Below are 25367 nucleotides of genomic sequence, written 5' to 3' on the forward strand. Positions count from 1 at the left end.
GCGCAGGGAGCTGCCCACCCACCGGCGCGACACGGGGTCAGGAGGTGATCGGGCCGTCGTCCTCCGCGCCGGTAGATTGGACCGTCGTGACCCCGACCGCCCCCGGGGCGGCGTCCCGGCCAGCCGGGAACCGCCCGCTCTCCCTCGCCGATCTCGCCGACCTCATCGGCGACCCGGTGACCGGCGCGACCGCCGTGGCCGTCACCGGCGTCACCCACGCGTCCGGCGACGTCCGCCCCGGTGACCTCTACGCCGCCCTCCCCGGCGCCCGCACCCACGGCGCCCGCTACACCGCCGACGCCGCCGCGCGCGGCGCCCGCGCGGTGCTGACCGACCCGGCGGGGGAGGAGCAGGCCCGGGCCGCAGGCCTGCCGGTCTGCGTGGCCGACGACCCGCGGGCCGTGCTCGGCGCGGTCGCCTCCCGGGTCTACGGGCGCCCCAGCGAGCAGCTGACCGTGCTCGGCATCACCGGCACCAACGGCAAGACGACGACGGCCTACCTGATCGAGGCCGGCCTGGCCGCCGCCGGCTGGGCCAGCGGCCTGATCGGCACCGTGCAGACCCGCACCCGGGGCCGGGACGCCGACGGTGCACCGGTCACCACGGAGCTGCCCAGCGTCCGCACCACCCCGGAGGCGGCCGACCTGCACGCGCTGCTGGCCACCATGGTCGACTCGGGGGTGCGCGCGGTGGTCATGGAGGTGTCCAGCCACGCGCTGGTCCTGGGCCGGGTCGGTGGGGTGCGCTTCGCCGCCGCCGGCTTCACCAACCTCTCCCGCGACCACCTGGACTTCCACGGCGACCCGGAGAGCTACTTCCAGGCCAAGGCGCTGCTGTTCGACGGCCGCGCCGCGGTCGAGGTGGTCGACGTCGACGACCCCGCCGGTCGGCGGCTGGTCCGCCCCGGCACGGTCACCGTCTCCAGCTCCGGGGCCGGTGGGGCGGACTGGTCGGCCACCGACGTGGCCGCCGTCCCCGCCGGTGGCTCGACCTTCACGCTGCACGGTCCCGGCGGCCGCAGCTGGCTGGCGCGGCTGCGGCTGCCGGGCAGCTTCAACGTGGCCAACGCGGTGCTCGCCGTCGCCCTGCTGGACGCCGTCGGGGTGCCGCCGGAGACGTCGCTGACCGGGATCGCCGAGACCGTCGTCCCCGGCCGGATGGAGCCGGTGGACGCCGGCCAGCCGTTCGTCGCCGTCGTCGACTACGCGCACACCCCCGACGCGGTGCAGACCGCGCTGGCCGCGCTCCGTCCGGCGACCCCCGGGCGGCTGCTCACCGTCCTCGGCTGCGGCGGTGACCGCGACCCGGGCAAGCGGCCGGGGATGGGCGCCGCCGCGGCGGCCGGCAGCGACGTCCTGGTGATCACCGACGACAACCCGCGCTCGGAGGACCCCGCGGTCATCCGCGCGGCGATGCGTGCCGGTGCCGACGACGTCCCCGCCGACCGGCGGGCCGAGGTGCTGGAGATCGGTGACCGGCGGGCCGCGCTCGCGGCCGCCGTCGGGCTCGCCGGGCCGGGTGACACGCTGCTCGTGGCCGGCAAGGGCCATGAGACGGGTCAGGAGGTGGGGGGCGAGGTGCTGCCCTTCGACGACCGCGTGGTGCTGCACGAGCTGCTGGCCGCCCACGCCGAGGTGGACGCGTGATCGCTTTGACCCTGGCCGAGGTGGCCGCGGCCGTCGACGGCGAGCTCGTCGGCGACGGCTCGACCGAGGTGACCGGTGCGGTGCTGGTCGACTCCCGTGCCGTGGCCCCCGGTGACCTCTTCGTCGCCCTCCCCGGGGAGCGGGTCGACGGCGCCGACTTCCTCCCCGCCGCTGCGGCGGCCGGCGCGGCCGGTGCGCTCACCGCCCGGGCCGACCCGGCGCTGCCCTGCGTGGTCGTGGCCGACCCGGTGGCGGCCCTGGGCCGGCTGGCCGCGGCCGTGCACGGCCGGCTGGTCGAGGCGGGGCTGGTGACCATCGGCGTCACCGGGTCCTCCGGCAAGACCTCGACCAAGGACCTGCTGGGCCAGGTGCTGGCCGCCGCCGGCCCGACCGTCAGCCCGCAGGGCTCGTTCAACAACGACATCGGCCTGCCGCTGACCGTGCTCTCCGCTGACGCGGACACCCGCTTCCTGGTGTTGGAGATGGGCTCCCGCGGCCCCGGTCACATCGCCCGGCTGTGCGGGATCGCCCGGCCGGCGATCGGCGTCGTGCTCAACGTCGGGTCCGCCCACCTGGGGGAGTTCGGCAGCGCCGAGGTGATCGCCACCAGCAAGGGCGAGCTGGTCGCCGCGCTGCCGGCCACCGGCACCGCCGTGCTCAACGCCGACGACGCGCGGGTGGCCGGCATGGCACCCCGCACGGAGGCCGCCGTGCTGACCACCGGGCTGGCCGAGCACGCCGACGTGCGGGCCACCGGGGTCGAGCTCGACGACGCCGCCCGCGCCCGGTTCACCCTCGTCGCCCGCGGCGAGCAGCACCCGGTCGCCCTGCAGGTCGTCGGGGTGCACCAGGTCGCCAACGCGCTCTCCGCCGCCGGCGCGGCCCTGGCCGCCGGGATGACGCCCGCCGCCGTCGCGCAGGCGCTGTCGGCCGCCGCCCCGCGCAGCCGCTGGCGGATGGAGGTCACCACCCGCGCCGACGGCGTGACCGTCGTCAACGACGCCTACAACGCCAACCCCGAGTCGATGCGGGCTGCGCTGGCCGCGCTCCGCCGGCTGCGCGGCCGCCGCCGGATCGCCGTGCTCGGCGCGATGGGCGAGCTCGGCCCCACCGCCGGGGTGGCGCACGAGGAGCTGGGCCGGGACGCCGTGCGCGCCGGGGTCGACCTCGTCGTCTCCGTCGGGCCCGACGCGGCGGGTGTGCACGCGGGTGCCCGTGCGGAACTGGACGCCCGTGGTCGCGCAGGCGACCGCGGGGGAGAGCAGGAGGAGTCCGTGCACCTGCCGGACCGGGCAGCAGCCCGGCGGTTGCTGAGCGAGGTGGTCGGGCCCGGGGACGTCGTGCTGGTCAAGGCCTCGCGCAGCTACGGCCTCGAGGAGCTCGCCGCCGACCTGATCGCCGACGGCGGCCCGGAGGTGACCGCGTGAGGTCGGTCCTCGTCGCCGCCGCCGTCGGGCTGATCGTCTCGATCCTGCTGACCCCGTTGGCGATCAAGGCCTTCCGGAAGCACGGCTTCGGTCAGGAGATCCGGGACGACGGCCCGGAGAGCCACCTGTCGAAGAAGGGCACGCCCACGATGGGCGGCACCGTGATGGTGCTGGCCACGGTGGTCGGCTACCTGGTGGCGCACCTGTTCGTGATCAACCAGGAGGGCCGTGGCGTCACCGCCACCGGTCTGCTGCTGCTGTTCCTGCTCATCGGCCTGGGCACGGTCGGGTTCCTCGACGACTACCTCAAGATCCGGTACCGGCGCAGCCTCGGCCTGAACAAGACCGCCAAGCTGGTCGGCCAGCTGGTCATCGGGGTCACCTTCGCCGTGCTCGCGCTGATGGCCGACGGCGAGGACGGGACCGCGGTGGCCACCACGACGGTCTCCTTCGTCCGGGACATCGCCCCGCTCACCCTGCCGACGGTCGCGTTCGTCGCGCTGGCCTACCTCTTCATCGCCGGCTTCTCCAACGCGGTCAATCTCACCGACGGCCTCGACGGGCTGGCCGCCGGCGCCTCGGCGATGGTGTTCGGCTCCTACGTGGTCATCTCGTTCTGGCAGTTCGGCAACGACTGCGCCGGCGGCGTCGTCGACGGCTGCTACACCGTCCGCGACCCGCTCGACGTGACCCTGGTGGCCGCCGCGGCGATGGGCGCCTGCCTGGGCTTCCTGTGGTGGAACACCTCACCGGCCCGGATCTTCATGGGCGACACCGGTTCCCTGGCCCTGGGCGGGCTGATGGCCGGGCTGGCCATCGTCACCCGCACCGAGCTGCTGCTGGTCGTGCTCGGTGGGCTGTTCGTGGCGGTCACCCTGTCGGTGGTGATCCAGGTCGGCTTCTTCCGGGCGACCCGGCGGCGGGTCTTCCGGATGGCACCGCTGCACCACCACTTCGAGCTCGCCGGCTGGGCGGAGAACACCGTGATCGTCCGGTTCTGGCTGGTCACCGGGATGGCCGTCGCCTTCGGGCTGGGGCTGTTCTACGCCGACTGGCTCTCCGTCACGGGGCTCTGAGATGGCGCACACGGACGGGACGGCGGAACGCCCGCTGGGCACCGTGCTGGTCGCCGGGCTGGGGGTCTCCGGCGCCGCGGCCGCCCGGGTGCTGCTGGCCCGCGGGGACGACGTCCTGCTCACCGACGCCACCGAGCCCGCCGTGCTGGCCGAGCTGGTCGCAGCGGGGGCCCGCTGGCTCGGCGCGCTCAGCGAACCGCCGGAGGACGTCGACCTGGTCGTCACCTCCCCGGGCTGGCGCCCGGACTCCCCGCTGCTGCGGACCGCCGCCGCCCGCGGGGTGGAGGTCATCGGCGAGCCGGAGCTGGCCTGGCGGCTGCGGATCGCGGCCCCGGGCGCGGAGCCCGCCCCCTGGTTCGCGGTCACCGGCACGAACGGCAAGACGACGACGGTCACGATGCTCGAGGCGGTCCTGCTGGCCGCCGGGCGGCGGGCGGTCGCTGCGGGCAACGTCGGCCGGCCGCTCATCGAGGTGGTCACCGCCCGCGACGCCGACGGCACCCCCGCCCACGACGCGATCGCCGTGGAGCTCTCCAGCTTCCAGCTGCACTGGTCCTCGTCGATCGCCCCCGCCGGCGCCTGCGTGCTCAACGTCGCCGACGACCACGTCGACTGGCACGGCTCGTTCGACGCCTACCGGGACGCCAAGGCCCTGCTGCTGCGGCTGGCACCGGTCGCGGTCGCCGACGCCGGTGACCCGGTGGCGTCCGGGCTCGTCGGCGGCCACCGGCACCCGGTCACCGTGACCCTCGGGGAGCCCGAGCGCGGCCAGCTCGGCGTCCGGGCCGGTGCCCTCGTGGACCGCGCGTTCAGCGCCGAGCCGGCCGGTGAGGTGCTGGTCGAGCTGGACGCCCTGCAGGTGCGGGGGCCGCACAACACGGTGAACGCCCTGGCCGCCGCGGCGCTGGCCCGGGTCGCGGGGGTCGACGCCGCCGCGGTCGGGCGTGGCCTGGCCGGCTTCCGCGGGGGCGCGCACCGCAACGTGCTGGTCGGCACCGTCGACGGCATCGACTTCGTCGACGACAGCAAGGCCACCAACCCGCACGCGGCCGGCGCCTCGCTGGCCGCCTACCCACGGGTGGTGTGGATCGCCGGCGGCCTGCTCAAGGGCGCCGACGTCGATCCGCTGGTCGCCGCGGTCGCCCCGCGGCTGGCCGGGGTGGTGCTGCTGGGCCGGGACCGGGAGGTGCTGGCCCGGTCACTGGCGCGACACGCCCCGTCGGTCCCACGCACGGTCGTCCCCAGCGGCGACGATGGCGGTGTGGTGACCGATGGGGACAGTGTGATGCGTGAGGTGGTCGCGGCCGCCGTCCAGCTGGCCCGCCCCGGGGACACCGTGCTGCTCGCCCCGGCGGCGGCCTCGATGGACGTGTTCACCGACTACGCGCACCGCGGCCGGGCCTTCGCCGACGCGGTCCGCGCGCTGGGATGACCGGCCGGTGACGGCGACCACCGGGCAGCGCTCCTCCCGCCGCGCCGGCCGCGAGGAGCAACCACCGGCCGCACCCCGCGCCGAGGGCCCACGCTTCCGCGCCCCGGCCTGGCTCGACGGTCCAATGACCAGCTCCCACCTGGTGCTGGGCGCGGCCGGCATGCTGCTGGCGATCGGCCTGGTCATGGTCTTCTCCGCCTCCTCGATCGAGGCGGCCAAGGCCGGTCAGCCGGCCTGGCTGCCCGGCGTCCGGCAGATCGCCTTCGCCGTCATCGGGCTGCTCGCCATGCTGGTGGCGATGCACCTGCCGGTCGGCCGCATCCGCCAGTTCTCCGGCTGGGGGCTGCTCGGCGTCGCCGGGCTGCTGCTGCTGGTCCTGGTGCCGGGCATCGGGCTCAAGCTGAACGGCTCCCGGGCCTGGTTCGACCTGGGCTTCACCAACTTCCAGCCCTCCGAGCTGGGCAAGCTGGTCTTCGCCCTCTGGGGCGCCCACGTCATCGCCCTGCGGGAGAAGTACCTGACCGTCCGGTCGCTGCTCGTGCCGGTGCTGCCGGTGTTCGGCGTGCTGTCGGTGCTCCTGCTGCTCGAGCCGGACATGGGCGCGGTGGTGAGCCTGGGGCTGGTGCTGGCCGGGCTGATGTGGGCCGGCGGGCTGTCCCGCCGCTACATCGCCGGTGCCGTCGCGCTCGCCGCCGTGGCCGTCGTCCTGATGGTCACGTTCGCGAGCTACCGGATGGCCCGGATCACCTCGTTCCTGGACCCCTTCGCCGATCCGGAGAACGGCGGCTACCAGGCGATCCGCGGGCTGTACGCGCTGGCCACCGGTGGGGTGTGGGGCGTCGGGCTGGGCAACAGCGCGATGAAGTGGAACATCCTGCCGCACGCGGAGTCCGACTACATCTTCGCGATCATCGGCGAGGAGCTGGGCTTCCTGGGCTGCCTCGTGGTGGTCACCCTGTACGGCATCCTCGCCTGGGCCGGCTTCCGGATCTCCCGCCGGTCCACCGACCGCTTCGTCCAGCTGGCCAGCGTCGCCATCACCGTGTGGCTGGTCGGGCAGGCCGCGATCAACATGGGCTACGTGGTGGGCCTGCTGCCGGTCACCGGCGTGACGCTGCCGCTGATCTCCGCCGGCGGCACCTCGCTGGTCCTCACCCTCTTCGTCGTCGGGCTGCTGGTCCGCTTCGCCCGGGCCGAACCGGCCGCGATCGCCTTCCAGCGGGGCCAGCGCCGCGGTCGGCTGGCCCGGCTGCTGGCGCCGGTCCCCGCGGTGGCCGTCGACCCGGTGCCCTCCCGTCGGCGCCGGGAGACCCGGTCCGCCGGCCGCGCCGGCCCGCCGCCCGCGGCGCCCCGGCGTGGGAACGGCCGGACGGTCGCCCGGGTGACGGGTCACCCGTCGTCGTCCGCCCCGGCCCGGGGACGTCGTCCCGAGGAGCCGGCGCCCACCCCGGACGCGCGCCGCGGCGGCGCGGAACGGCAGACTGTCGACCGCCGGCAGAACCCCGGTGACCGCCCGACGGTCCGCAGCCGGCCCTCGTCTGCTGCGGGGCCCGCCCTGCGCGAGGGGCTCCGCGACCGTCCCTGGTCCGGTGAGCCGCCCGCTGCCCGGCTCCGGCCCGTCCAGCGGTCCCGCCCCCCGAGAACCGAACGGCCAGGACGCCCGCAGTGACCTCTCCCCAGCCCGACCCCGGCGACGACGTCCCGGGCGTGCCCCCGTCCGGTGCCGCACCGGTGCGCGTCGTCCTCGCCGGTGGCGGCACCGGCGGCCACATCGAGCCGATGCTCGCCCTCGCCGACGCCCTCACCCGCCGCACCGGTGCCGGGGAGGCGGCGCGGGTCACCTGCCTGGGCACCGCCCGCGGCATGGAGACCCGGCTGGTGCCGGCCCGCGGCTACGACCTGCGGCTCATCCCGCCGGTGCCGCTGCCGCGCAAGCCGACGCCGGACCTGCTGCGCGTCCCCGGCCGGCTCCGGCGGGCCGTCGCCGAGACGCGGGAGCTGCTCACCGAGCTCGACGCCGACGTGGTCGTCGGCTTCGGCGGGTACGTGGCCCTGCCCGCGTACCTGGCCGCCCGCCGGGCCGGCGTCCCGATCGTGGTGCACGAGCAGAACGCACTGCCGGGGCTGGCCAACCGGATCGGCGCCCGGCTCGCCGCCCGGGTCGCGGTCACCGTGCCGAGCACACGGCTGCGCGGTGCCGAGCACGTCGGGATGCCGCTGCGGACGGCGATCAGCGGACTGGACCGGGCCGCCCGGCGCGCCGAGGCGCGGGCCGAGTTCGGGCTGGACCCCGACCGCCCGACCCTGCTGGTGTTCGGGGGCTCGCAGGGCGCCGCGTCGCTGAACCGGGCCGCGGTCGCCGCGGCCGATGCGCTGACCGCCGCCGGGGTGCAGGTGCTGCACGCCCGGGGGCCGAAGAACACCGAGGTGTCGGTGCCCGCGCGGCCGGCCGGGTCGGCTCCCTACGTCGTCGTCGACTACCTGGAGCGGATGGACCTGGCCTACGCCGCGGCTGACCTGGCGCTGTGCCGCTCCGGTGCGGTCACCGTCGCCGAGCTCTCCGCGGTCGGGTTGCCGGCCGCGTTCGTGCCCCTGCCGATCGGCAACGGCGAGCAGCGGCTCAACGCGCTGCCCGTGGTCGAGGCCGGTGGCGCGGTGCTGGTCGCCGACGCCGACCTGTCGCCGTCCTGGATCGAGAGCGAGCTGGTCCCGTTGCTCACCGACCCGCAGGCGCTGTCGGCGCTCGCCGAGCACGCGGCCGCCGCGGGCACCCCCGACGCCGACGAGCGGCTGGCCGACCTCGTGCTGCAGGTCGCCGGCCGGGAGGTGGGCGACCGATGAGCGCCGACGACGTCGCTGCCTGGCGCGGCCCCATCCCGTCGCTGGCCGAGCTCGGGCCGGTGCACTTCATCGGCATCGGCGGCGCCGGGATGAGCGGCATCGCCCGGATCATGCTCGCCCGCGGCGTGCCGGTGTCCGGCAGTGACCGGCGGGACTCACCGGCGCTGCGTGCGCTGGACGCCCTCGGTGCGCGGATCGAGGTCGGGCACGCCGCCGAGCACCTGGGCGAGGCCGCGACCGTGGTCGTCTCCACCGCGATCCGCGACGAGAACGCCGAGCTGGTGGCCGCGCGGGACCGCGGGCTGCGCGTGCTGCCGCGGGCCGTGGCGCTGGCGGCGGTGATGGCCGGCCGGCGCAGCGTCGCGGTGGCGGGCACCCACGGGAAGACCTCGACGACCTCGATGCTGACCGTCGCCGTCCAGGCCTGTGGCGTCGACCCCTCCTTCGCCATCGGCGGCACGTTGAACGAGTCCGGCTCCAACGCCCACGCCGGTCAGGGCGACGTCTTCCTCGCCGAGGCCGACGAGAGCGACCGGTCCTTCCTGCTGCTGGCCCCGCGCGGGGGCATCGTCACCAACGTCGAGGCCGACCACCTGGACAACTACGGCGACCTGGCCGCCGTCGAGGCGGCGTTCGACACCTTCGCCCGCACCGTGCCCGCCGACGGCTTCCTGGTGCTGTGCGCCGACGACCCGGGGGCCGCCCGGCTGGCCACGGTCGGCGCCGCCGCCCGGGTGCGCACCTACGGCGAGTCGGCCGGTGCGGACCTGCAGCTGCTCGACCTGGAGGTGGGTCCGGACGGCACCCGGTACACCGCCGTCCTCGACGGCCAGGAGCTCGGCGCGGTGCACATCCGGCTGCCCGGCGTGCACATGGCGCTCAACAGCGCGGCCGCGCTGCTCGCCGGCATCGAGCTGGAGCTCCCGGTCGCCGGGCTGGTCAACGGGCTGGGCCGGTTCGGCGGGGTGCACCGGCGCTTCGAGCTCAAGGGCACCGCCGCCGGGGTCCGCGTGTACGACGACTACGCCCACCACCCCACCGAGGTGGCCGCCCAGCTCCGTGCCGCCCGCGCGGTGGTGGGGGAGGGGCGCCTGCTGGTGCTCTTCCAGCCGCACCTCTACAGCCGGACGGCGGAGTTCGCCACCGGCTTCGGCGAGGCCCTGGGCCTGGCCGACGAGGTCGTGGTCATGGAGGTCTACGGCGCCCGAGAGGACCCGGTGCCCGGGGTCACCGGTGCCCTGGTCGCCGACGCGGTGCCGCTGCCCGCCGGGCAGGTCGCCTTCGAGCCGTCCTGGTCGGCGGCCGCCGGTGCGATGGCCGCCCGGGCACGCCCGGGTGACCTGGTGGTGACCATGGGCGCCGGGGACGTGTCGATGGTCGGACCCGAGGTGCTGGTGGCGCTGGCGCCGCCGCCGGAGCTGTCGGACGCGGTGGAGGACGGGTCGGAGCCACCCCGGTGAGCCGTACGGGGTCGACGACCCGCGACCGGTCCCGCAGGCCGCGCCGCGGCGCCACCCCGGCGGCAGCTGCCGCACCGGTCACCTCGCTGCGTGCCCGGCGCGGGCGGTCCCGGCGCACCGGCACGCCCCGCCGCCGGCTGGTCGTGCTGGCGGTCGGGCTGGCCCTCGTGGTGGCGCTGGCGGTCTGGGTGCTGCTGGCCAGCCCGTTGCTGGCGGTGCGCACCGTGCGGGTCGACGGGGCCGTCGCGTTGTCGGACGCCCAGGTCGTCTCCGTCGCCGGGATCGAGGAGGGCACCCCGTTGGTGCGGGTGGACACCGAGGCGGCGACCGCACGGGTGGCGCAGCTGCCGCAGGTCGACTCGGTGGAGGTGACCCGCGGCTGGCCGGGGACGGTCGTGGTCACGCTGGCGGAGCGGGTGCCGGTCGCCGTCGTGCAGCAGGAGGGCACCCGGGGACTGGTCGATGCCGGGGGCGTCGTGTTCGACACGATCACCGGGGACGCCCCGTCCGGGGTCGTCCCGCTCGACGTGCGCGAGCCCGGCCCGGACGACGCGGCCACCACCGCCGCGCTGGGTGCGCTGACCGCGCTGCCGGACACCGTGCGCAGCCAGGTGACCGGGGTGTCCGCGCGCACCGCCGACGACGTCACGCTGACCCTGACCGACGGCCGGTCGGTGCGGTGGGGGAGTGCTGAGCGCACCGACCGCAAGGCCGAGGTGCTGGGTGCGCTGCTGGACCAGATCGACGACGGCACCCTCGACCCGGCCGACACCCTCGACGTCAGCACCCCCGACGCGGTCGTCCTGCGCTGAGGACCGGTGCCGAGGGGTGCCGCGGGGCGCACGACACGCCCGGCCGGGAAAAAGGTCCGCGAGTCCTACGTCTCGGGCGTGCCTACGGGGTCGGGAGATGTCTTGAGGTGAACTGGAGACGCTGACCAGGCGGGTCGTCACGTCTGGTGAGTGCAAAGTGACGGATGGGTCGAGAGATCCTCGTGAGAATCCGCCCGATGGACACGCCGAGCCGAGGAGGGTGCTTGCTGCCCCGGATGGGCACACCTAACTTCGTCCTCACAACGACTCAGTTGACATAACTATAAGGCTTAACCTAAGGATGAGGGTCCAGTTGGGGAGCGCGGCATGACACCTCCGCACAACTACCTAGCGGTCATCAAGGTCGTCGGCATCGGCGGCGGCGGGGTGAACGCGGTCAATCGCATGATCGAGGTCGGCCTCAAGGGGGTCGAGTTCATCGCGATCAACACCGACGCGCAGGCGCTGCTGATGAGCGACGCCGACGTCAAGCTCGACGTCGGTCGTGAGCTCACCCGAGGTCTGGGTGCCGGCGCGCAGCCCGACGTCGGCCGGCAGGCCGCCGAGGACCACCGCGAGGAGATCGAAGAGGTGCTCAAGGGCGCCGACATGGTCTTCGTGACGGCCGGCGAGGGCGGCGGCACCGGCACCGGCGGTGCGCCGGTCGTCGCCTCGATCTCCCGCAAGCTCGGCGCCCTGACGATCGGCGTGGTCACCCGCCCGTTCTCCTTCGAGGGGAAGCGGCGGGCGGTCCAGGCCGAGACGGGCATCGAGGAGCTGCGCAACGAGTGCGACACGCTGATCGTGATCCCGAACGACCGGCTGCTGCAGCTGGGCGACCGGAACGTCAGCGTGATGGACGCCTTCCGGACCGCCGACCAGGTGCTGCTCTCCGGTGTGCAGGGCATCACCGACCTGATCACCACCCCCGGTCTGATCAACCTGGACTTCGCCGACGTCAAGTCGGTCATGTCCGGGGCAGGGTCGGCGCTGATGGGGATCGGCAGCGCCCGCGGCGACAACCGCGCGCTGCTGGCCGCCGAGCAGGCGATCGCCTCACCCCTGCTGGAGGCCTCGATGGAGGGCGCCCACGGCGTCCTGCTGTCGATCTCCGGTGGGTCGGACCTCGGTCTGTTCGAGATCAACGAGGCCGCCTCGCTGGTCTCCGACGCCGCGCACCCCGACGCCAACATCATCTTCGGTGCCGTCATCGACGACGCCCTCGGTGACGAGGTGCGGGTCACCGTGATCGCGGCCGGGTTCGACGGTGGCAAGCCCAGCACCCGCAAGGACGCCGGCAGCACGCCGCTGGCGACCTCGCCCCCGAGCGCCCCGGCTGCTCCGGCCGCACCGGTCAGTGCTCCGCCGGCGGCCCGTCCGTCGGTGCCGGCGCAGACCGGCGAGCGGCCGGCCAGCTCGGCTCCGGCCCAGGCTGCACCGCCGCAGGCCCCGGCGGCACCCGTGACCTCCTCGCCGTCGGCGCCGCGACCGGGTCAGCCCGGCAGTGCGCCGCAGGGCGGCGGGATCACCGTGCCCCCGCTGCCGCCGATCGCCGGGCAGTCCGGCGGCAACCGCCGGCCGCTCGCGACCGACGACTTCGAGGAAGAGCTCGACATCCCCGAGTTCCTGCGCAGCCAGTGACAGACAGTGCGGCCGCTCTGTCGGCGGTGCGGCCCCGACGGGTCGTCACCGACCGGCGGGGCGGCCGTTCTGCTGCGCCGTACGACTCCTTCAACCTGGGTGTCCACGTCGGCGACGACCCCGAGGCCGTGGCCGCCAACCGGGCCCGGCTGGCCGGCGAGCTCGGCGTGCCCGGCGACCGGCTGCTCTGGATGACCCAGGTGCACGGCACCGGCGTCGCGATCGTCGAGGACGCCGAGGAGAACCCGGTGGCCGACGTCGACGCACTGGTGACCGCCACCCCCGGGCTGGTGCTCTGCGTGCTGGTCGCCGACTGCGTGCCGGTGCTGCTGGCCGACCCCGTCGCCGGGGTGGTCGCCGCGGTGCACGCCGGCCGGGAGGGCGTGCGCACCGGTGTCGTCCCGGCCACGCTCGCGGCGATGACCCGGCTGGGCTCCCGCCCCGGCGACGTGGAGGCGCTGCTGGGCCCGGCCGTCTGCGGCCTTGACTACGAGGTCCCGGCGCAGATGCAGGCCGACGTCGCCCGGGTCGCCCCGGCCAGTGCGGTCCGCACCCGGCGCGGCACGCCGGGGCTGGACCTGCGGGCCGGGCTGGCTGAGGTGCTCCGCCGAGCCGGGGTCGGGCAGGTCGTGCACGACCCGCGCTGCACCGTCGAGGACCCCCGGCTGTTCAGCCACCGCCGCGACGGCGTGACCGGTCGCCAGGCGGGCGTCGTCTGGCTCGGCTGAGGCCGACGGACCCCGCTCTCCCGGCAGGCGGGCCGGTCCCTGGACCGGGCCGGACGGCGGGCCCCGGCAGCGGGCCCGGGTCCCGGGGGAGGATCAGGACATGACGTCCCTCGCCGACAACCTGCGGGCCGTCCGCGCCCGGATCGACGCCGCTGCCCGGGCGGCCGGCCGCGACCCGGCGGAGGTGCACCTGCTGGCGGTCAGCAAGACGTGGTCGGCCGAGGACGTCCGGGCCCTCGCCGCACTGGGGCAACGGCACTTCGCCGAGAACCGCGTGCAGGAGCTGGTCGGCAAGGCGGCGGCGCTGGCCGCCGACCCTGCCGTCCCCGAGCTGCACTGGCACCTGGTCGGGCAGCTGCAACGGAACAAGGTCGGCCCGGTGGCCCGGCTCGGTGCCACGGTGCACTCGGTCGACCGGGCCCCGCTCGTGACGGCGCTGGCCCGCGCCGCCGAACGCGAGCAGCGGGTCCTGGACGTCTACGTCCAGGTCGACCTGGGTGGCCCGGAGGGCGAGCTCGGGAGCCGGGGCGGCGCCGCGCCGGCCGACGTCCCCGGCCTCGCCGATGCGATCGCCGCGGCGCCGGAGCTGCGCCTGCGCGGCCTGATGGCGGTGGCCCCGCGGGACGAGGAGCCCGGCCCGGCGTTCGAGCGGTTGGCCGTGTTGTCCAACCGGGTGCGCTCCGATCATCCTGGTGCCACGGAGACATCGGCAGGCATGAGCGGCGACCTGGAGGCTGCTGTGACAGCTGGGGCCACCGTGGTGCGTGTCGGTACCGCGTTGTTCGGCACGCGCCCCCTAACCTCCGACGCAGGGCAGTGACGCACCACCCGTGCGCCCTGCCGAGTCACACCAGCACCACCTGAACCACCCAGCAACCTGTTGCAGCGCGGGGCGTCCAGCGCCGACGAGACCAGAGGGAGACGTCCGATGGCCGGAGCGATGCGGAGGATGGGGGTCTACCTCGGCCTCGTCGAGGACGACGACACCCGCGGTGGGTACGACCGCTACGCCGCACGTCAGAGCGACTACGACCGGGACGACCGGGGCTACGACCACGGGTACGACCGCTACGCCGCCGACGACGCCGACCCCGTGGCCGAGGAGTCCCGCTACGGCTACGGCAGCGGCTACGGCGGTGGCTACGACACCGAGTACGCCGGCGTCCGCCTCGCCGACGAGCCGGTCGAGGAGCGCGCCCCCGAGCCCGAGGTCTCGCTGGGACGGCGTCCGGCCACCCCCCGGACGATCGGACTGGCGGGCACCCCGTCGAGCGGCAGCACTGCAGCACGCCTCGCCGGTGGCGGGCTGTCCGCCGCCGGGAGCATGGGCGCCGGCTCCTCGGGCCGCAGCCGGATCTCCTCCGGCGGCTCCGGAGCCGCAGCCGGCCTGGCCATGAGCGAGCCCGTGGCGTCGGTCCCCGAGCCCGTCCCGGCCCCTGCCCCCGCGCCGGCGCCGTCCCCGCAGAACTACCGCATCACCACGGTGCACCCGGCCTCCTACAACGAGGCCCGCACCATCGGGGAGCGCTTCCGGGACGGCATGCCGGTGATCATGAACCTGACCGACATGGAGCACGCCGACGCGAAGCGGCTCGTCGACTTCGCCATCGGCCTCACGTTCGGGCTGCACGGTAGTATCGAGCGCGTCACGGCCAAGGTCTTCCTGCTCAGTCCGCAGGACGTCGACGTGACGGCTGAGGACAAGGCCCGCATCCGTGAGGGCGGGTTCTTCAGCCAGTCCTGACCCCGCGCACCTCACGCCCCGGCGCGAGCTGCTCCCGAACGAGCGAGGACCGTGGCTCTCCTTCTGCAGATCGTCTCGTCGATCCTGCTCGTCTTCCTGATCCTCCTGTTCGCCCGGTTCGTCGTGGACTGGGTGATGGTGCTCGCCCGCAGCTGGCGCCCGCAGGGTCTGGTCGCCGCGGGGCTCGAGGTCGTCTACGCCGCGACCGACCCGCCGCTCAAGGCGGTCCGCAAGGTCATCCCGCCGTTGAACCTCGGGTCCATCCGGCTGGACCTGGGGTTTATGGTGCTGCTGATCGGCGTGATCCTCCTGCGCAGCATCTTGAGCAGCATGGCCTACTCCATCGCATGATCCGTCGTACCGTGCCCGAGCGGGGTGTGGACCCGATGCGGTTCGCCGCCGATCCGGACCCGTTCCCGTTCCTCCCGCCCGACCTGAGGTGAGCCGCATGCCACTGACTCCCGCCGACGTGCACAACGTCGTCTTCAAGAAGCCGCCGATCGGCAAGCGCGGCTACGACGAGGACGAGGTCGATGCGTTCCTCGACGTGGTCGAGGCCGAGCTGGCCCGGCTCATCGAGGAGAACAACGACCTGCGCGGCTCCGGTGCCGGTGGCTCCGGTGCGCGGGAGGAGCGGCCCGAGCCGGCGCCGATGACCGTCGCGGCCCCGCCGCCCCCGCCGACCCAGGCGCCCGCGGCGCAGGTGCGCGAGGACGACGCGATCCGTGCCTCCCGGATGCTGGCGCTCGCCACGGAGACGGCCGAGCGGCACGTCAACGAGGCCAAGGCCCAGGCCGACCAGATGGTGGGCACCGCCAAGAGCAGCAGCGACCGGATGATGTCCGAGGCGCGGGCGAAGAGCGAGCAGATGGTCGGTGAGGCCAAGAGCCGCGCCGACGCCATGCTGGGCGACGCCCGCACCCGTGCGGACACGATGGAGCGGGAGGCCCGCGCCAAGGCCACCGCCCTCGCCCAGGACGCCGAGCGCAAGCACGTGGAGGCGATGGGCTCCCTGGAGGAGAAGCGGGCCAGCCTCGAGCGCAAGGTCGACGAGCTGCGCACCTTCGAGCGGGAGTACCGCACCCGGCTGCGCTCCTACCTGGAGTCGCACCTGCGCGACCTGGACAGCCGCGGCTCGGCCGAGCCGGCGTTCAACAGCCGGCAGAGCCAGCACGTCAGCGCCTGAGGCGCCGCTCCACAGCACGGCCCCTCAGCACGACCCCTCAGCACGACAGAGCCCCGCCGGACCTGGTCCGGCGGGGCTCTGTGCTGTCCGAGCCGGCCGGGCCCCGGGTCGTGGGGCCCGGCCGGGCGTCAGCTCGCCGGGGTGATCCAGACCCGGGCGCCCGCCGGACCCTCGAGGCCGTCGCCGTCCCCGGTCTGCTGGGCGTGCACGGCGGTGGCCAGCACCTCCGCGGACAGCTGGGCGGAGTGCTCGGTGAGCGCCTGGGCGATCGCACCCTCGCCGGTCCACCGGACCTCGATCCGGTCGCTGACCGCCAGCCCGCTGGACTTGCGGGCGTCCTGCACCAGCCGCACGACCTCGCGCACCAGGCCGGCCCGCTCCAGCTCTGGGGTGAGGGTCAGGTCGAGCGCGACGGTGAGCCCACCGCCCGAGGCCACCGTCCACCCCTCGCGCGGGGTCTCGGTGATCACCAGGTCGCCCTCGACGAGCGGCACCTCCGCACCGTCGACCGGCACGGTGGCCGTCCCGGCCCGGTAGGCGGCGACCAGCTCGGCGGCGTCCGCGGCGGCGACCGCCGCGGCGACGGCCTGCACCTGCTTGCCCATCCGGCGTCCCACCGCACGGAAGTCGACCTTGACCGAGACGTCGACCAGTGAGCCGTCGACGCCGGCGAGCTCGGTCAGCTCTGCGACGTTCAGCTCCTCGGCCACCTCGGCGACCAGGTCACGGGGCAGCTGTGCCCAGCCGGGTGCGGCGACGAGCGCCCGGGCCAGTGGCTGGCGGGTGCGGGCCTTGCCCGCCGTGCGGGCGGACCGGCCGAGCTCGACCAGGCGACGGACCAGCGCCACCTGGGCCACCAGGGCGTCGTCCCGGGCGTCGGTGTCCACGGCCGGCCAGCTCGCCAGGTGCACCGAGTCCACGGCGTCCGCCGCCCCGGGCACCACGGCGCCACGCCACACCCGCTCGGTCACGAAGGGCGTGAACGGGGCCATCAGCCGGGTCAGGCCGTCGAGCACCTCGTGCAGGGTGCCCAGCGCGGCCGGGTCGCCGTCCCAGAACCGGCGCCGGCTGCGCCGGACGTACCAGTTGGACAGGTCGTCGACGAACTCGGCGATCAGCCGCCCGGCGGTCTGCGTGTCGAACTGCTCCAGCGCGTCGGTGACGCCGGCGGTGACCGACGCCAGCTCGGCGAGCGCCCAGCGGTCCAGCAGCGGACGCTCGGCGCGCGGGGGAGCGGGGGCGACCGCCGGGTCCCAGCCGTTGGTCTCGGCGTAGAGGGTGAAGAAGCTGGCGGTGTTCCAGTAGGTCAGCAGGACCTTGCGGACCACCTCGGACAGCGTCTCGTGGCCGACCCGGCGGGCCGACCAGGGCGAGCCACCGGCCAGCATGAACCAGCGGACGGCGTCGGCGCCGTGCCGGTCCATCAGCGGCATGGGCTCGAGGATGTTGCCCAGGTGCTTGCTCATCTTCCGGCCGTCCTCGGCCAGGATGTGGCCCAGGCACAGCACGTTTTCGTACGAGCTCTGCTCGAACACCAGCGTGCCGACCGCCATCAGCGTGTAGAACCAGCCGCGGGTCTGGTCGATCGCCTCGGCGATGAACTGCGCCGGGTAGGCGGCCTCGAACTCCGCCTTGTTCCGGTGCGGCGCACCCCACTGGGCGAACGGCATCGACCCGGAGTCGTACCAGGCGTCGATCACCTGACGCACCCGGCGGTAGGTGCCCTCCTCGCCCGGCACCGTGAAGGTCACCTCGTCGATGAACGGCCGGTGCGGGTCGAGGTCGGACAGGTCGCGGCCGGTCAGCTCCGACAGCTCGGCCAGCGAGCCGACGACGACCATCCGGGACGGGTCGGCGTCGTTGCGCCAGATCGGCAGCGGCGTGCCCCAGTACCGGTCGCGGGACAGCGCCCAGTCGACGTTGTTGTTTAGCCAGTCGCCGAAACGACCCTCCTTGATGTTCTCCGGGTACCAGTTCGTCCGCTCGTTCTGTGCCAGCAGCTGGTCCTTGACCTGGCTGGTGCGGATGTACCAGGACGGCTGGGCGTAGTACATCAGCGGCGTGTGGCAGCGCCAGCAGTGCGGGTAGCTGTGCTCGTACCGCATCTCCCGGTACAGCACGCCCCGGTCCTGCAGGTCCTGCACCAGGGTCGGGTCGGCGGCCTTGAAGAAGTGGCCACCGACCAGCGGCACGTCGGCGGTGAAGTGGCCGGTGGCGTCGATCGGGTTGACCACCGGCAGGCCGTAGGACCGGCAGACGGTGAAGTCATCGGCGCCGAAGGCGGGGGACTGGTGCACCAGCCCGGTGCCGTCCTCGGTGGTGACGTACTCGGCCAGGACGACGAAGTGCGCGTCCCCCTCGGGGAAGTCGACCAGCTCGAACGGCCGCTGGTAGTGCACCCGCTCCCAGTCCCGGCCGGTGGTGCGGGCCAGCACCTTCGCGTTCTCGCCGAGCGCGGCGGTCAGCAGCGGTTCGGCGACGACGAAGGTCCCGTCGTCGGTGCGGGCCACCACGTAGGTGACGTCGGGGTGCACGGCGACCGCGGTGTTGGACGGGAGCGTCCACGGCGTCGTCGTCCAGATGAGCAGGTCGGCCTTCCCCGCCCACTCGCCGCTGGTGACCGGGAGCCGGACGTAGACCGAGGGGTCGGTCAGCGTCTCGTAGCCCTGGGCCACCTCGTGGTCGCTGAGCCCGGTGCCGCAGCGCGGGCAGTACGGGGCGACCCGGTGGTCCTCCACCAGCAGTCCCTTGTCGAACACCTGCTGCAGCGACCACCAGACGCTCTCGATGTAGCTGGCGTCCATGGTCCGGTAGGCGGTCGACATGTCGACCCAGTAGCCCATCCGCTGGGTCAGCTCGGCGAAGGCGCCGACGTGCCGCTCCACCGACTCCCGGCAGCGGGCGTTGAACTCGGCGATGCCGTAGCGCTCGATGTCCGGCTTGCCGGCGAAGCCGAGCTCCTGCTCCACCGCGATCTCCACCGGCAGGCCGTGGCAGTCCCAGCCCGCCCGCCGGGGGACGGAGTACCCCTGCATCGTCTTGAACCGGGGGAAGACGTCCTTGAACGCCCGCGCCTCGATGTGGTGGGTGCCGGGGCGGCCGTTGGCCGTGGGCGGGCCTTCGTAGAAGACCCACTGGGGCCGGTCGGCGGAGCCTTCCAGCGATCGGGCAAAGACCTTGTCGGCCTCCCACTGCTCGAGGACCTCGTGTTCGAGGGCCGGCAGGTCGACCTGCGGGGGGAGGGCCTGGAACGGGCCGGAGGGAGCACTCACGCCGCCCATCATCCCCGACCCCGCCACCCCCTTCGCGCAGCCGCCGGTCCACGGCGCGCAGACCCCCGGGACGGCGGTACGGGAGACTGCCCCCATGGGGGCCCGCGGATGAACACGACGGTCACCATCGCGCTGGCCGTCGGCGCCCTCGTCGTCCTCCTCGCCGCCGTCGCGCTGCGGCTCGCCGACCGGATCGGGCTCCCCTCGCTGCTGCTCTACCTGGCGTTCGGGGTGGCACTGGGGGAGAGCGGCCTCGGCATCGAGTTCTCCGACGTCGGCCTCACCCAGACCCTCGGCGTCGCCGCGCTCGTGGTGATCCTGGCCGAGGGTGGGCTGACGACCCGCTGGTCCGACGTCCGCCGGGCGGTGGGCCCGGGCATCGCGCTCGCCACCGTCGGCGTGGTGGTGAGCATCGCCGTCGTCTCCTCGATCGCCGTCTGGCTGCTGGACTTCGAATGGCTCTTCGCCCTGCTGCTGGGGGCGGTGGTCACCTCCACCGACGCGGCCGCGGTCTTCTCCACCCTGCGCCGGATCCCGCTGCCCCGGCGGATGGTCGCCGCGCTGGAGCTGGAGTCCGGGCTGAACGACGCGCCGGTCATCCTGCTCGTCCTGGTGCTCAGCGAGCAGCTCACCGGCGGGACCGCCGCCGTCTGGTACCTGGTCCTGGCCGAGGTGCTCGGTGAGCTGGCCGGCGGGACGGCGATCGGCCTCGCGATCGGGTTCGGCGGGGCCTGGCTGCTGCGGCGGGCCGCCCTGCCGCTGGTCGGCTTCTACCCGCTGGCCACCGTGGCGCTGTGCGTGCTGGCGTTCGCCACCGCCGACCTGGTGCACACCTCGGGCTTCGTCGCCGTCTACCTCTGCGGCCTGGTGCTGGGCAACGCCGCGCTGCCGCACCGGGCCGGCACCATCGGCTTCGCGGAGGGGCTGGCCAGCCTCGCCCAGATCGGCCTGTTCGTCCTGCTCGGGCTGCTGGTGTCCCCGGCCCGGCTGCCCGACGCCCTGCTGCCGGCGCTGCTCGTGGGCGGCGCGCTGCTGCTGGTCGCCCGCCCGGTCTCGGTCCTGCTGAGCGTCGTCTGGTTCCGCATCCCGATCGCCCAACAGCTGTTCATCTCCTGGGCCGGGCTGCGCGGCGCGGTGCCGATCGTGCTCGCGACGTTCCCCATCGCCGCCCAGGTGCCCGGTGCGACCCGGGTGTTCGACACGGTGTTCGTGCTCGTCGTCGTCTTCACCGTGGTGCAGGGCTGGTCACTGCCTGCCGTCGCCCGGCTGCTGCGGCTGGCCACCCCGGTCACCCCGCAGGACATCGACGTCGAGTCCGCCCCGCTCGACGAGCTGGGCGCGGAGCTGATGCAGCTGCGGGTGCCGGAGACGTCCCGGCTGCACGGCGTCTACCTGCCCGAGCTCCGGCTGCCCGAGGACGCCGCGGTGGTCCTCGTCGTCCGCGACGGCAAGCCGTTCGTCCCCGACCGGTCCACCCGGCTGATGCACGGCGACCAGGCGCTCCTGGTGTCCGCGCGCGGCTCCCGCCAGGAGGCCGAGCGACGGCTGCGCGCCGTCAGCCGGGCCGGCCGGCTCGCCACCTGGCGCGGCGAGAGCGGCCAGCCCAGCGAGACTGATTAGACGGCGACCCTCCGGGCCGCACCGCGGCCAGGTGCCGTGCCCCGGTCACGTTGAGCCGTTGGGAGCGGTGCCGTCGGGAGCCTCCGGCCCCGCGACGGCACAGCTCAGCGGCCCTTCGGGCCGCAGGTACCCGCTTCGGCTTGCGGGTGAGCGCCCCGATCGGGAGCCCTCCGGGCTCCGCGATCGGGGCGCTCAGCCCTGTAGTTCGAGGGTCTTGGTGGTGTCGGCGCGGACCTCGGCCATCAGGGCCGGCTCCTGGGACAGCTTGTGGCCGTAGGAGGGGATGGCCTCCTGCAGCAGCGGACGCCAGGTGTCCATCCGCTCCGGGAAGCAGCGCTCCAGCAGCGTGAGCATCGCCGACGTCGCGGTGGAGGCGCCGGGGGAGGCGCCCAGCAGACCGGCGATCGACCCCTCGGCCCCCACGATCAGCTCGGTGCCGAACTGCAGCACCCCGCGGCCGGTCGTCGGGTCCTGCTTGATGACCTGCACCCGCTGGCCGGCGGTGATGAGCTCCCAGTCGTCCTGCTTGGCGGTCGGCACGAACTCCTCCAGCGCGCGGAACCGGGCGCTGGTCGACTGCAGGACCTGACCGACCAGGTACTTGGTGAGCGGGATGTTGGCGATCCCGGCGCCGAGCATGGAGCCCAGGTTGCCGCTGCGCACCGACTTCGGCAGGTCCCACATCGACCCGGCCTTGAGGAACTTGGGGGAGAAGCCGGCGTAGGGCCCGAACAGCAGCGCCTGCTCGCCGTCGATCAGCCGCAGGTCCAGGTGCGGCACCGACATCGGCGGTGCGCCGACCTTCGCCTGGCCGTAGACCTTGGCCTGGTGCTGACCGACCAGCTCCGGGGAGCGGGTGCGCAGGAACTGGCCGCTGACCGGGAACCCGCCGAAGCCACGGATCTCCGGGATGTCGGAGCCCTGCAGGAGCGGGAGCGCGCCGCCGCCGGCCCCGACGAAGAGGAAACGGGTGCGCACGGTGCGGCTGCGGCCGGAGCCGGAGCGGACGGTGACCGCCCAGCGCCCGTCGGACTCCCGCCGCACCTTGCGGACCCGGGTGGACGTGTGCAGCTCGACGCCGCGGCTGACCGCCGCGTCCAGCAGCAGCCGGGTCAGCGCCCCGAAGTTGACGTCGGTGCCGGCCAGCGACCGGGTCGCGGCGGCGACCTCCCCGGCCGGTCGGCCGGCCATCATCAGCGGCACCCACGAGGCGAGCGCGTCGCGGTCGTCGGTGTACTCCATCTCGGCGAACAGCGGCTCGGCGGCCAGCGCGTCGTACCGGGTGCGCATGTACTGCCGCCCGGCCTCGCCGCTGACGAAGCTGATGTGCGGCACCGAGGTGATGAACCGCTTCGGGGAGTCGGTCAGGCCGGCGCGCACCAGGTGCGACCAGAACTGCCGGGACACCTGGAACTGCTCGTTGATGCCGACGGCCTTGGCGGTGTCGACGTGCCCGTCGGGTGCGGCGGGGGTGTAGTTCAGCTCGCACAGGGCCGAGTGGCCGGTGCCGGCGTTGTTCCACGCGTCGGAGCTCTCGCCGGCGACCTGGTCGGCGGACTCGAAGACCGCGACGGTCCAGTCCGGCGCCACGACGCCCAGGAGCGCGGAGAGCGTCGCGCTCATGATGCCGCCGCCGACGAGGACTACGTCGGGGTTCGAGGAACCATCCGTGGTCAAGATCTGCCTCCGTGACTGAGTGCGTACCGGCCCATCGTCGTCCGCGTCGGCGGGCGACACGTCCGGAACCCGGGCGTCCCCCCGAAGTGAGGGGATGAGATGCATCACAGGCGCATCGCCCCAGGGTCCTCCGCGTCGCCTCCGCGCGCAGCGCCAGCCCCGATGACGCGTCGGGCCGACGGGCACCGATCCTGCCCCTCGGCGCGGGCGTCCGGGACCGGGGGCACCGCCGCGGACTGCCGGAGCGGGCACAGCCGGCCGCTATCGTCGTCGCTGACGTGGTCACCGGGGCCGCCAGCGGGGAGGACGGCGATGTCCGAGCAGCCCGACTCCTCGACCGGCGCGACCCCGGCGGCCGCCACCGGGTCGCGTGGGCGTTCCCGGGCCCGTCTGCTCCTCGCCCTGGCCGCCGCGGTCCTGGCGCTGGACCTGGCCACCAAGCTCGTCGTCGTGGCCACCCTGTCCGACCGGGAGCCGCTGCGGTTGCTCGGTGGGGCGCTGTACCTCACCGAGGCGCGCAACACCGGTGCGGCCTTCTCTTTCGCCGAGGGCGCCACCGTGGTGTTCAGCCTGATCGCGCTGGCCGTGGTCGTGGTGATCGTGCGCAGCGCGCGGCGGATGTACTCGACCGCGTGGGCGGTGACCCTGGGCCTGGTGCTGGGCGGTGCCCTGGGCAACCTGATCGACCGGGTGTTCCGTGACCCGGGTTTCCTGCAGGGCGGCGTCGTCGACTTCATCTCGGTGTTCGACCCCTACGGCCAGGTGTTTCCGATCTTCAACATCGCCGACTCCGCGATCGTCTGCGGCGGCGTGCTCGGTGTGCTGCTCGCCTTCCGGGGCATCGAGTTCGACGGCAGTCGCAGCAGCGACCGGCCGGACGCTGTCGCCGGCTGAGCGCAGGTCGGCCCGGCGGCGGCCGGGCAGGGTGCCCCACCCGTCACAATGGTGCGGTGACCAGCAGTCCCGGCCAGGCCTCCTCCTCCGGCGGGCGACCCGGTGAACACCGGTCGCTGCCCGTGCCCGACGGGCTCGAGGGTCAGCGGGTCGACCAGGCCCTGGTGCGCCTCTTCGGGGTCACCCGCGCCGTGGCCGCCGAGCTGGCCGACGGTGGCGCCGTGGTCGTCGACGGGCGTTCCCAGGGCAAGGGCGACCGGCTGACCGCGGGCAGCTGGCTGGAGGTGGAGCTGCCGCCGCCGCCGGGTGAGCCGGCCGCGCCGGCGCCGGTCTCCGGCCTCCGGGTCGTCCACGACGACGACGACGTCGTGGTCATCGACAAGCCGGTCGGGGTGGCGGCGCACGGCAGCCCCGGCTGGACCGGGCCCACGGTCACCGGCGGACTGGCCGCGGCGGGCTACCGGATCTCCACCAGCGGCGCGGCCGAGCGGCAGGGCATCGTGCACCGGCTGGACGCCGCGACCACCGGCCTCATGGTCGTGGCCAAGAGCGAGCGGGCGTACACCCTGCTCAAGGCGGCGTTCAAGGAGCGGACCGTCGACAAGGGCTACCAGGCCCTGGTGCAGGGGCACCCCGATCCGTCGAAGGGCACGATCGACGCCCCGATCGACCGGCACCCCAAGCACGACTGGCGGTTCGCGGTGGTGACCGGCGGCCGCCCGTCGGTCACCCACTACGAGGTGGCGGAGGCGTTCCCGGCGGCCAGCCTCGTCGACGTCCACCTGGAGACCGGGCGCACCCACCAGATCCGCGTCCACTTCTCCGCCCTCCGCCACCCGTGCGTCGGGGACATGACCTACGGCGCCGACCCGACCCTGGCCGCCCGGCTCGGCGTGGAGCGGCAGTGGCTGCACGCGGTGCGGCTCGGGTTCGCCCACCCGGCCGACGGGCGCTGGGTCGAGTTCAGCAGCGACCACCCGGCCGACCTGGCCGGCGCCCTGGCGATCCTGCGCGCCGAGAACTGAGGCGTTCGACTGGTGTCCGGAGCCCCCGACCTCCCTGCTGCTCTCGCCGACTTCGGCGCCGCGCAGCTGGCGGCGGTGATCATCGCCGTCTACCTGGTCGTGGGGGAGCCGTTCGTCGGGTACGTGCTGCACCGCCGGTTCGAGGGCCGGCTGCGCACCGACCCGGCCGCGCGCCGCTCCTTCTACCGCCGGCTGCTGGTGCTCGAGTGGGGCCTGGCGCTGGTCGCCCTCGTGGTCTGGCTCGCCGCCCCGGAGGTGAGCGCGGCCGAGGTGGGCCTGCGCTGGCCGACGGGCTGGCCCGGGGTGGGCACCTGGCTGGCCGTCGTCGTGCTCGGGCTGCTCGTCCTGCTGACCACCCGGGCACTGCGCAGCGGCGCCGTGGCCGGGCCGCCGCCGGAGACGCTGCGCCGCACCCGCCCCGGCGAGGCCCGGCACGCCGAGCCCCCCGGGCACTCGACGCTGGCGCTGCTGCCCCGCAGCCGCTCCGAGCGCCGGCTGTTCGCCCTGGTCGGCGTCACCGCGGGCATGTGCGAGGAGTGGCTCTACCGCGGCTTCTTCCTCGCCGTGGTGGCCGCGCTGGCCCCCGGGCTGCCAGCGCTGGTGTTGGTCCTGGTGGCCGCGCTCGCGTTCGGGGTGGCGCACGCGTACCAGGGGCTGGCCGGGGTGGTGACCACCGGCGTCCTCGGGGGCGTGCTGGCCGGGGTCTACCTGGACACCGGGTCGCTGCTGGTGCCGGTGCTGCTGCACGCCGCCATCGACCTGCGGTTCCTGTTCGTGCCCTCCTCCGCGTTGCCGTCCGCCGAGACCCCGGAGCGGGCGTGACGGAGTGGTCCGGATCGCCGAGACACGTTCTGTCGGACCCTCGGCGTAGGACTCCGGAGGTGCG

At 74.6% G+C, this 25367-nt stretch carries 20 protein-coding genes; 18 read left to right on the top strand and 2 right to left on the bottom strand.

What is annotated here, in order from left to right:
* The first annotated feature begins 86 nt into the window (after nt 1-86).
* From O2W53_RS06505 to wag31, 14 genes are all read left to right on the top strand, one after another.
* Entirely contained in the window at nt 87-1646 is a 1560-nt protein-coding gene (locus tag O2W53_RS06505; protein ID WP_269162186.1) for a UDP-N-acetylmuramoyl-L-alanyl-D-glutamate--2,6-diaminopimelate ligase, read from the top strand.
* On the top strand, nt 1643-3073 hold the full coding sequence (locus tag O2W53_RS06510) for a UDP-N-acetylmuramoyl-tripeptide--D-alanyl-D-alanine ligase (RefSeq protein ID WP_269162187.1): 1431 nt from the start codon (nt 1643-1645) through the stop codon (nt 3071-3073). The genes O2W53_RS06505 and O2W53_RS06510 overlap by 4 nt, the downstream gene beginning before the upstream one ends.
* Nucleotides 3070-4149, top strand: coding sequence for a phospho-N-acetylmuramoyl-pentapeptide-transferase (gene mraY / locus O2W53_RS06515; RefSeq protein WP_269162188.1), 1080 nt, complete (start codon nt 3070-3072; stop codon nt 4147-4149). Before O2W53_RS06510 ends, mraY begins: the two co-directional genes overlap by 4 nt.
* 1 nt (nt 4150) lies before the next feature.
* A complete protein-coding gene (murD, locus tag O2W53_RS06520; protein ID WP_269162189.1) occupies nt 4151-5581 on the top strand; it encodes a UDP-N-acetylmuramoyl-L-alanine--D-glutamate ligase in 1431 nt (476 codons plus the stop codon).
* Nucleotides 5582-5588: 7 nt separating this feature from the next.
* Entirely contained in the window at nt 5589-7250 is a 1662-nt protein-coding gene (ftsW, locus tag O2W53_RS06525; RefSeq protein ID WP_269162190.1) for a putative lipid II flippase FtsW, read from the top strand.
* A complete protein-coding gene (murG, locus tag O2W53_RS06530; RefSeq protein WP_269162191.1) occupies nt 7247-8422 on the top strand; it encodes an undecaprenyldiphospho-muramoylpentapeptide beta-N-acetylglucosaminyltransferase in 1176 nt (391 codons plus the stop codon). The genes ftsW and murG overlap by 4 nt, the downstream gene beginning before the upstream one ends.
* Nucleotides 8419-9882 carry a UDP-N-acetylmuramate--L-alanine ligase gene (murC, locus tag O2W53_RS06535; RefSeq protein ID WP_269162192.1) on the top strand — a complete coding sequence of 488 codons (1464 nt, stop codon included), beginning with the start codon at nt 8419-8421 and terminating at the stop codon, nt 9880-9882. The genes murG and murC overlap by 4 nt, the downstream gene beginning before the upstream one ends.
* A complete protein-coding gene (locus O2W53_RS06540) occupies nt 9879-10694 on the top strand; it encodes a cell division protein FtsQ/DivIB (protein ID WP_269162193.1) in 816 nt (271 codons plus the stop codon). Before murC ends, O2W53_RS06540 begins: the two co-directional genes overlap by 4 nt.
* A gap of 327 nt (nt 10695-11021) precedes the next feature.
* Nucleotides 11022-12335, top strand: a complete 1314-nt coding sequence (ftsZ, locus tag O2W53_RS06545; protein WP_269162194.1) for a cell division protein FtsZ — start codon at nt 11022-11024, stop codon at nt 12333-12335.
* 26 nt (nt 12336-12361) lie between these two features.
* Nucleotides 12362-13063, top strand: coding sequence for a peptidoglycan editing factor PgeF (gene pgeF, locus O2W53_RS06550; RefSeq protein ID WP_269162195.1), 702 nt, complete (start codon nt 12362-12364; stop codon nt 13061-13063).
* A 100-nt stretch (nt 13064-13163) separates the two neighbouring features.
* Nucleotides 13164-13883 carry a YggS family pyridoxal phosphate-dependent enzyme gene (locus O2W53_RS06555; RefSeq protein ID WP_269162196.1) on the top strand — a complete coding sequence of 240 codons (720 nt, stop codon included), beginning with the start codon at nt 13164-13166 and terminating at the stop codon, nt 13881-13883.
* Nucleotides 13884-13991: 108 nt separating this feature from the next.
* Nucleotides 13992-14807: a cell division protein SepF gene (locus O2W53_RS06560; protein ID WP_269162197.1), complete on the top strand. Its 816-nt coding sequence runs from the start codon at nt 13992-13994 to the stop codon at nt 14805-14807.
* A 51-nt stretch (nt 14808-14858) separates the two neighbouring features.
* Complete coding sequence (locus tag O2W53_RS06565) at nt 14859-15158, top strand: YggT family protein (RefSeq protein ID WP_269162198.1); 300 nt, start codon at nt 14859-14861, stop codon at nt 15156-15158.
* A 97-nt stretch (nt 15159-15255) separates the two neighbouring features.
* Nucleotides 15256-15993: a DivIVA-like cell division protein Wag31 gene (gene wag31 / locus O2W53_RS06570; protein WP_269162199.1), complete on the top strand. Its 738-nt coding sequence runs from the start codon at nt 15256-15258 to the stop codon at nt 15991-15993.
* 128 nt (nt 15994-16121) lie between these two features.
* On the opposite strand, the gene ileS is transcribed toward wag31, so the two are convergent.
* Entirely contained in the window at nt 16122-19265 is a 3144-nt protein-coding gene (gene ileS / locus O2W53_RS06575; protein ID WP_269162200.1) for an isoleucine--tRNA ligase, read from the bottom strand.
* 108 nt (nt 19266-19373) lie between these two features.
* On the opposite strand from ileS, the gene O2W53_RS06580 reads away from it, so the two are divergent.
* Nucleotides 19374-20885: a potassium/proton antiporter gene (locus O2W53_RS06580; RefSeq protein WP_269162201.1), complete on the top strand. Its 1512-nt coding sequence runs from the start codon at nt 19374-19376 to the stop codon at nt 20883-20885.
* Between the two features lie 192 nt (nt 20886-21077).
* Here O2W53_RS06580 and mqo read toward each other — a convergent pair whose 3' ends face one another.
* A complete protein-coding gene (gene mqo / locus O2W53_RS06585) occupies nt 21078-22562 on the bottom strand; it encodes a malate dehydrogenase (quinone) (RefSeq protein ID WP_269162202.1) in 1485 nt (494 codons plus the stop codon).
* Between the two features lie 312 nt (nt 22563-22874).
* On the opposite strand from mqo, the gene lspA reads away from it, so the two are divergent.
* The 3 genes from lspA to O2W53_RS06600 are packed head-to-tail and all read left to right on the top strand — an operon-like array spanning nt 22875 to nt 25303.
* Nucleotides 22875-23456 (top strand): signal peptidase II, encoded by a 582-nt coding sequence (lspA, locus tag O2W53_RS06590; RefSeq protein ID WP_269162203.1) that lies wholly within the window; start codon nt 22875-22877, stop codon nt 23454-23456.
* 56 nt (nt 23457-23512) lie between these two features.
* On the top strand, nt 23513-24481 hold the full coding sequence (locus O2W53_RS06595) for an RluA family pseudouridine synthase (protein ID WP_269162204.1): 969 nt from the start codon (nt 23513-23515) through the stop codon (nt 24479-24481).
* Between the two features lie 12 nt (nt 24482-24493).
* Complete coding sequence (locus O2W53_RS06600) at nt 24494-25303, top strand: CPBP family intramembrane glutamic endopeptidase (protein WP_269162205.1); 810 nt, start codon at nt 24494-24496, stop codon at nt 25301-25303.
* The last annotated feature ends 64 nt before the right edge of the window (nt 25304-25367 follow it).

Source organism: Modestobacter sp. VKM Ac-2978 (assembly GCF_026968025.1).
Lineage (GTDB): Bacteria > Actinomycetota > Actinomycetes > Mycobacteriales > Geodermatophilaceae > Modestobacter.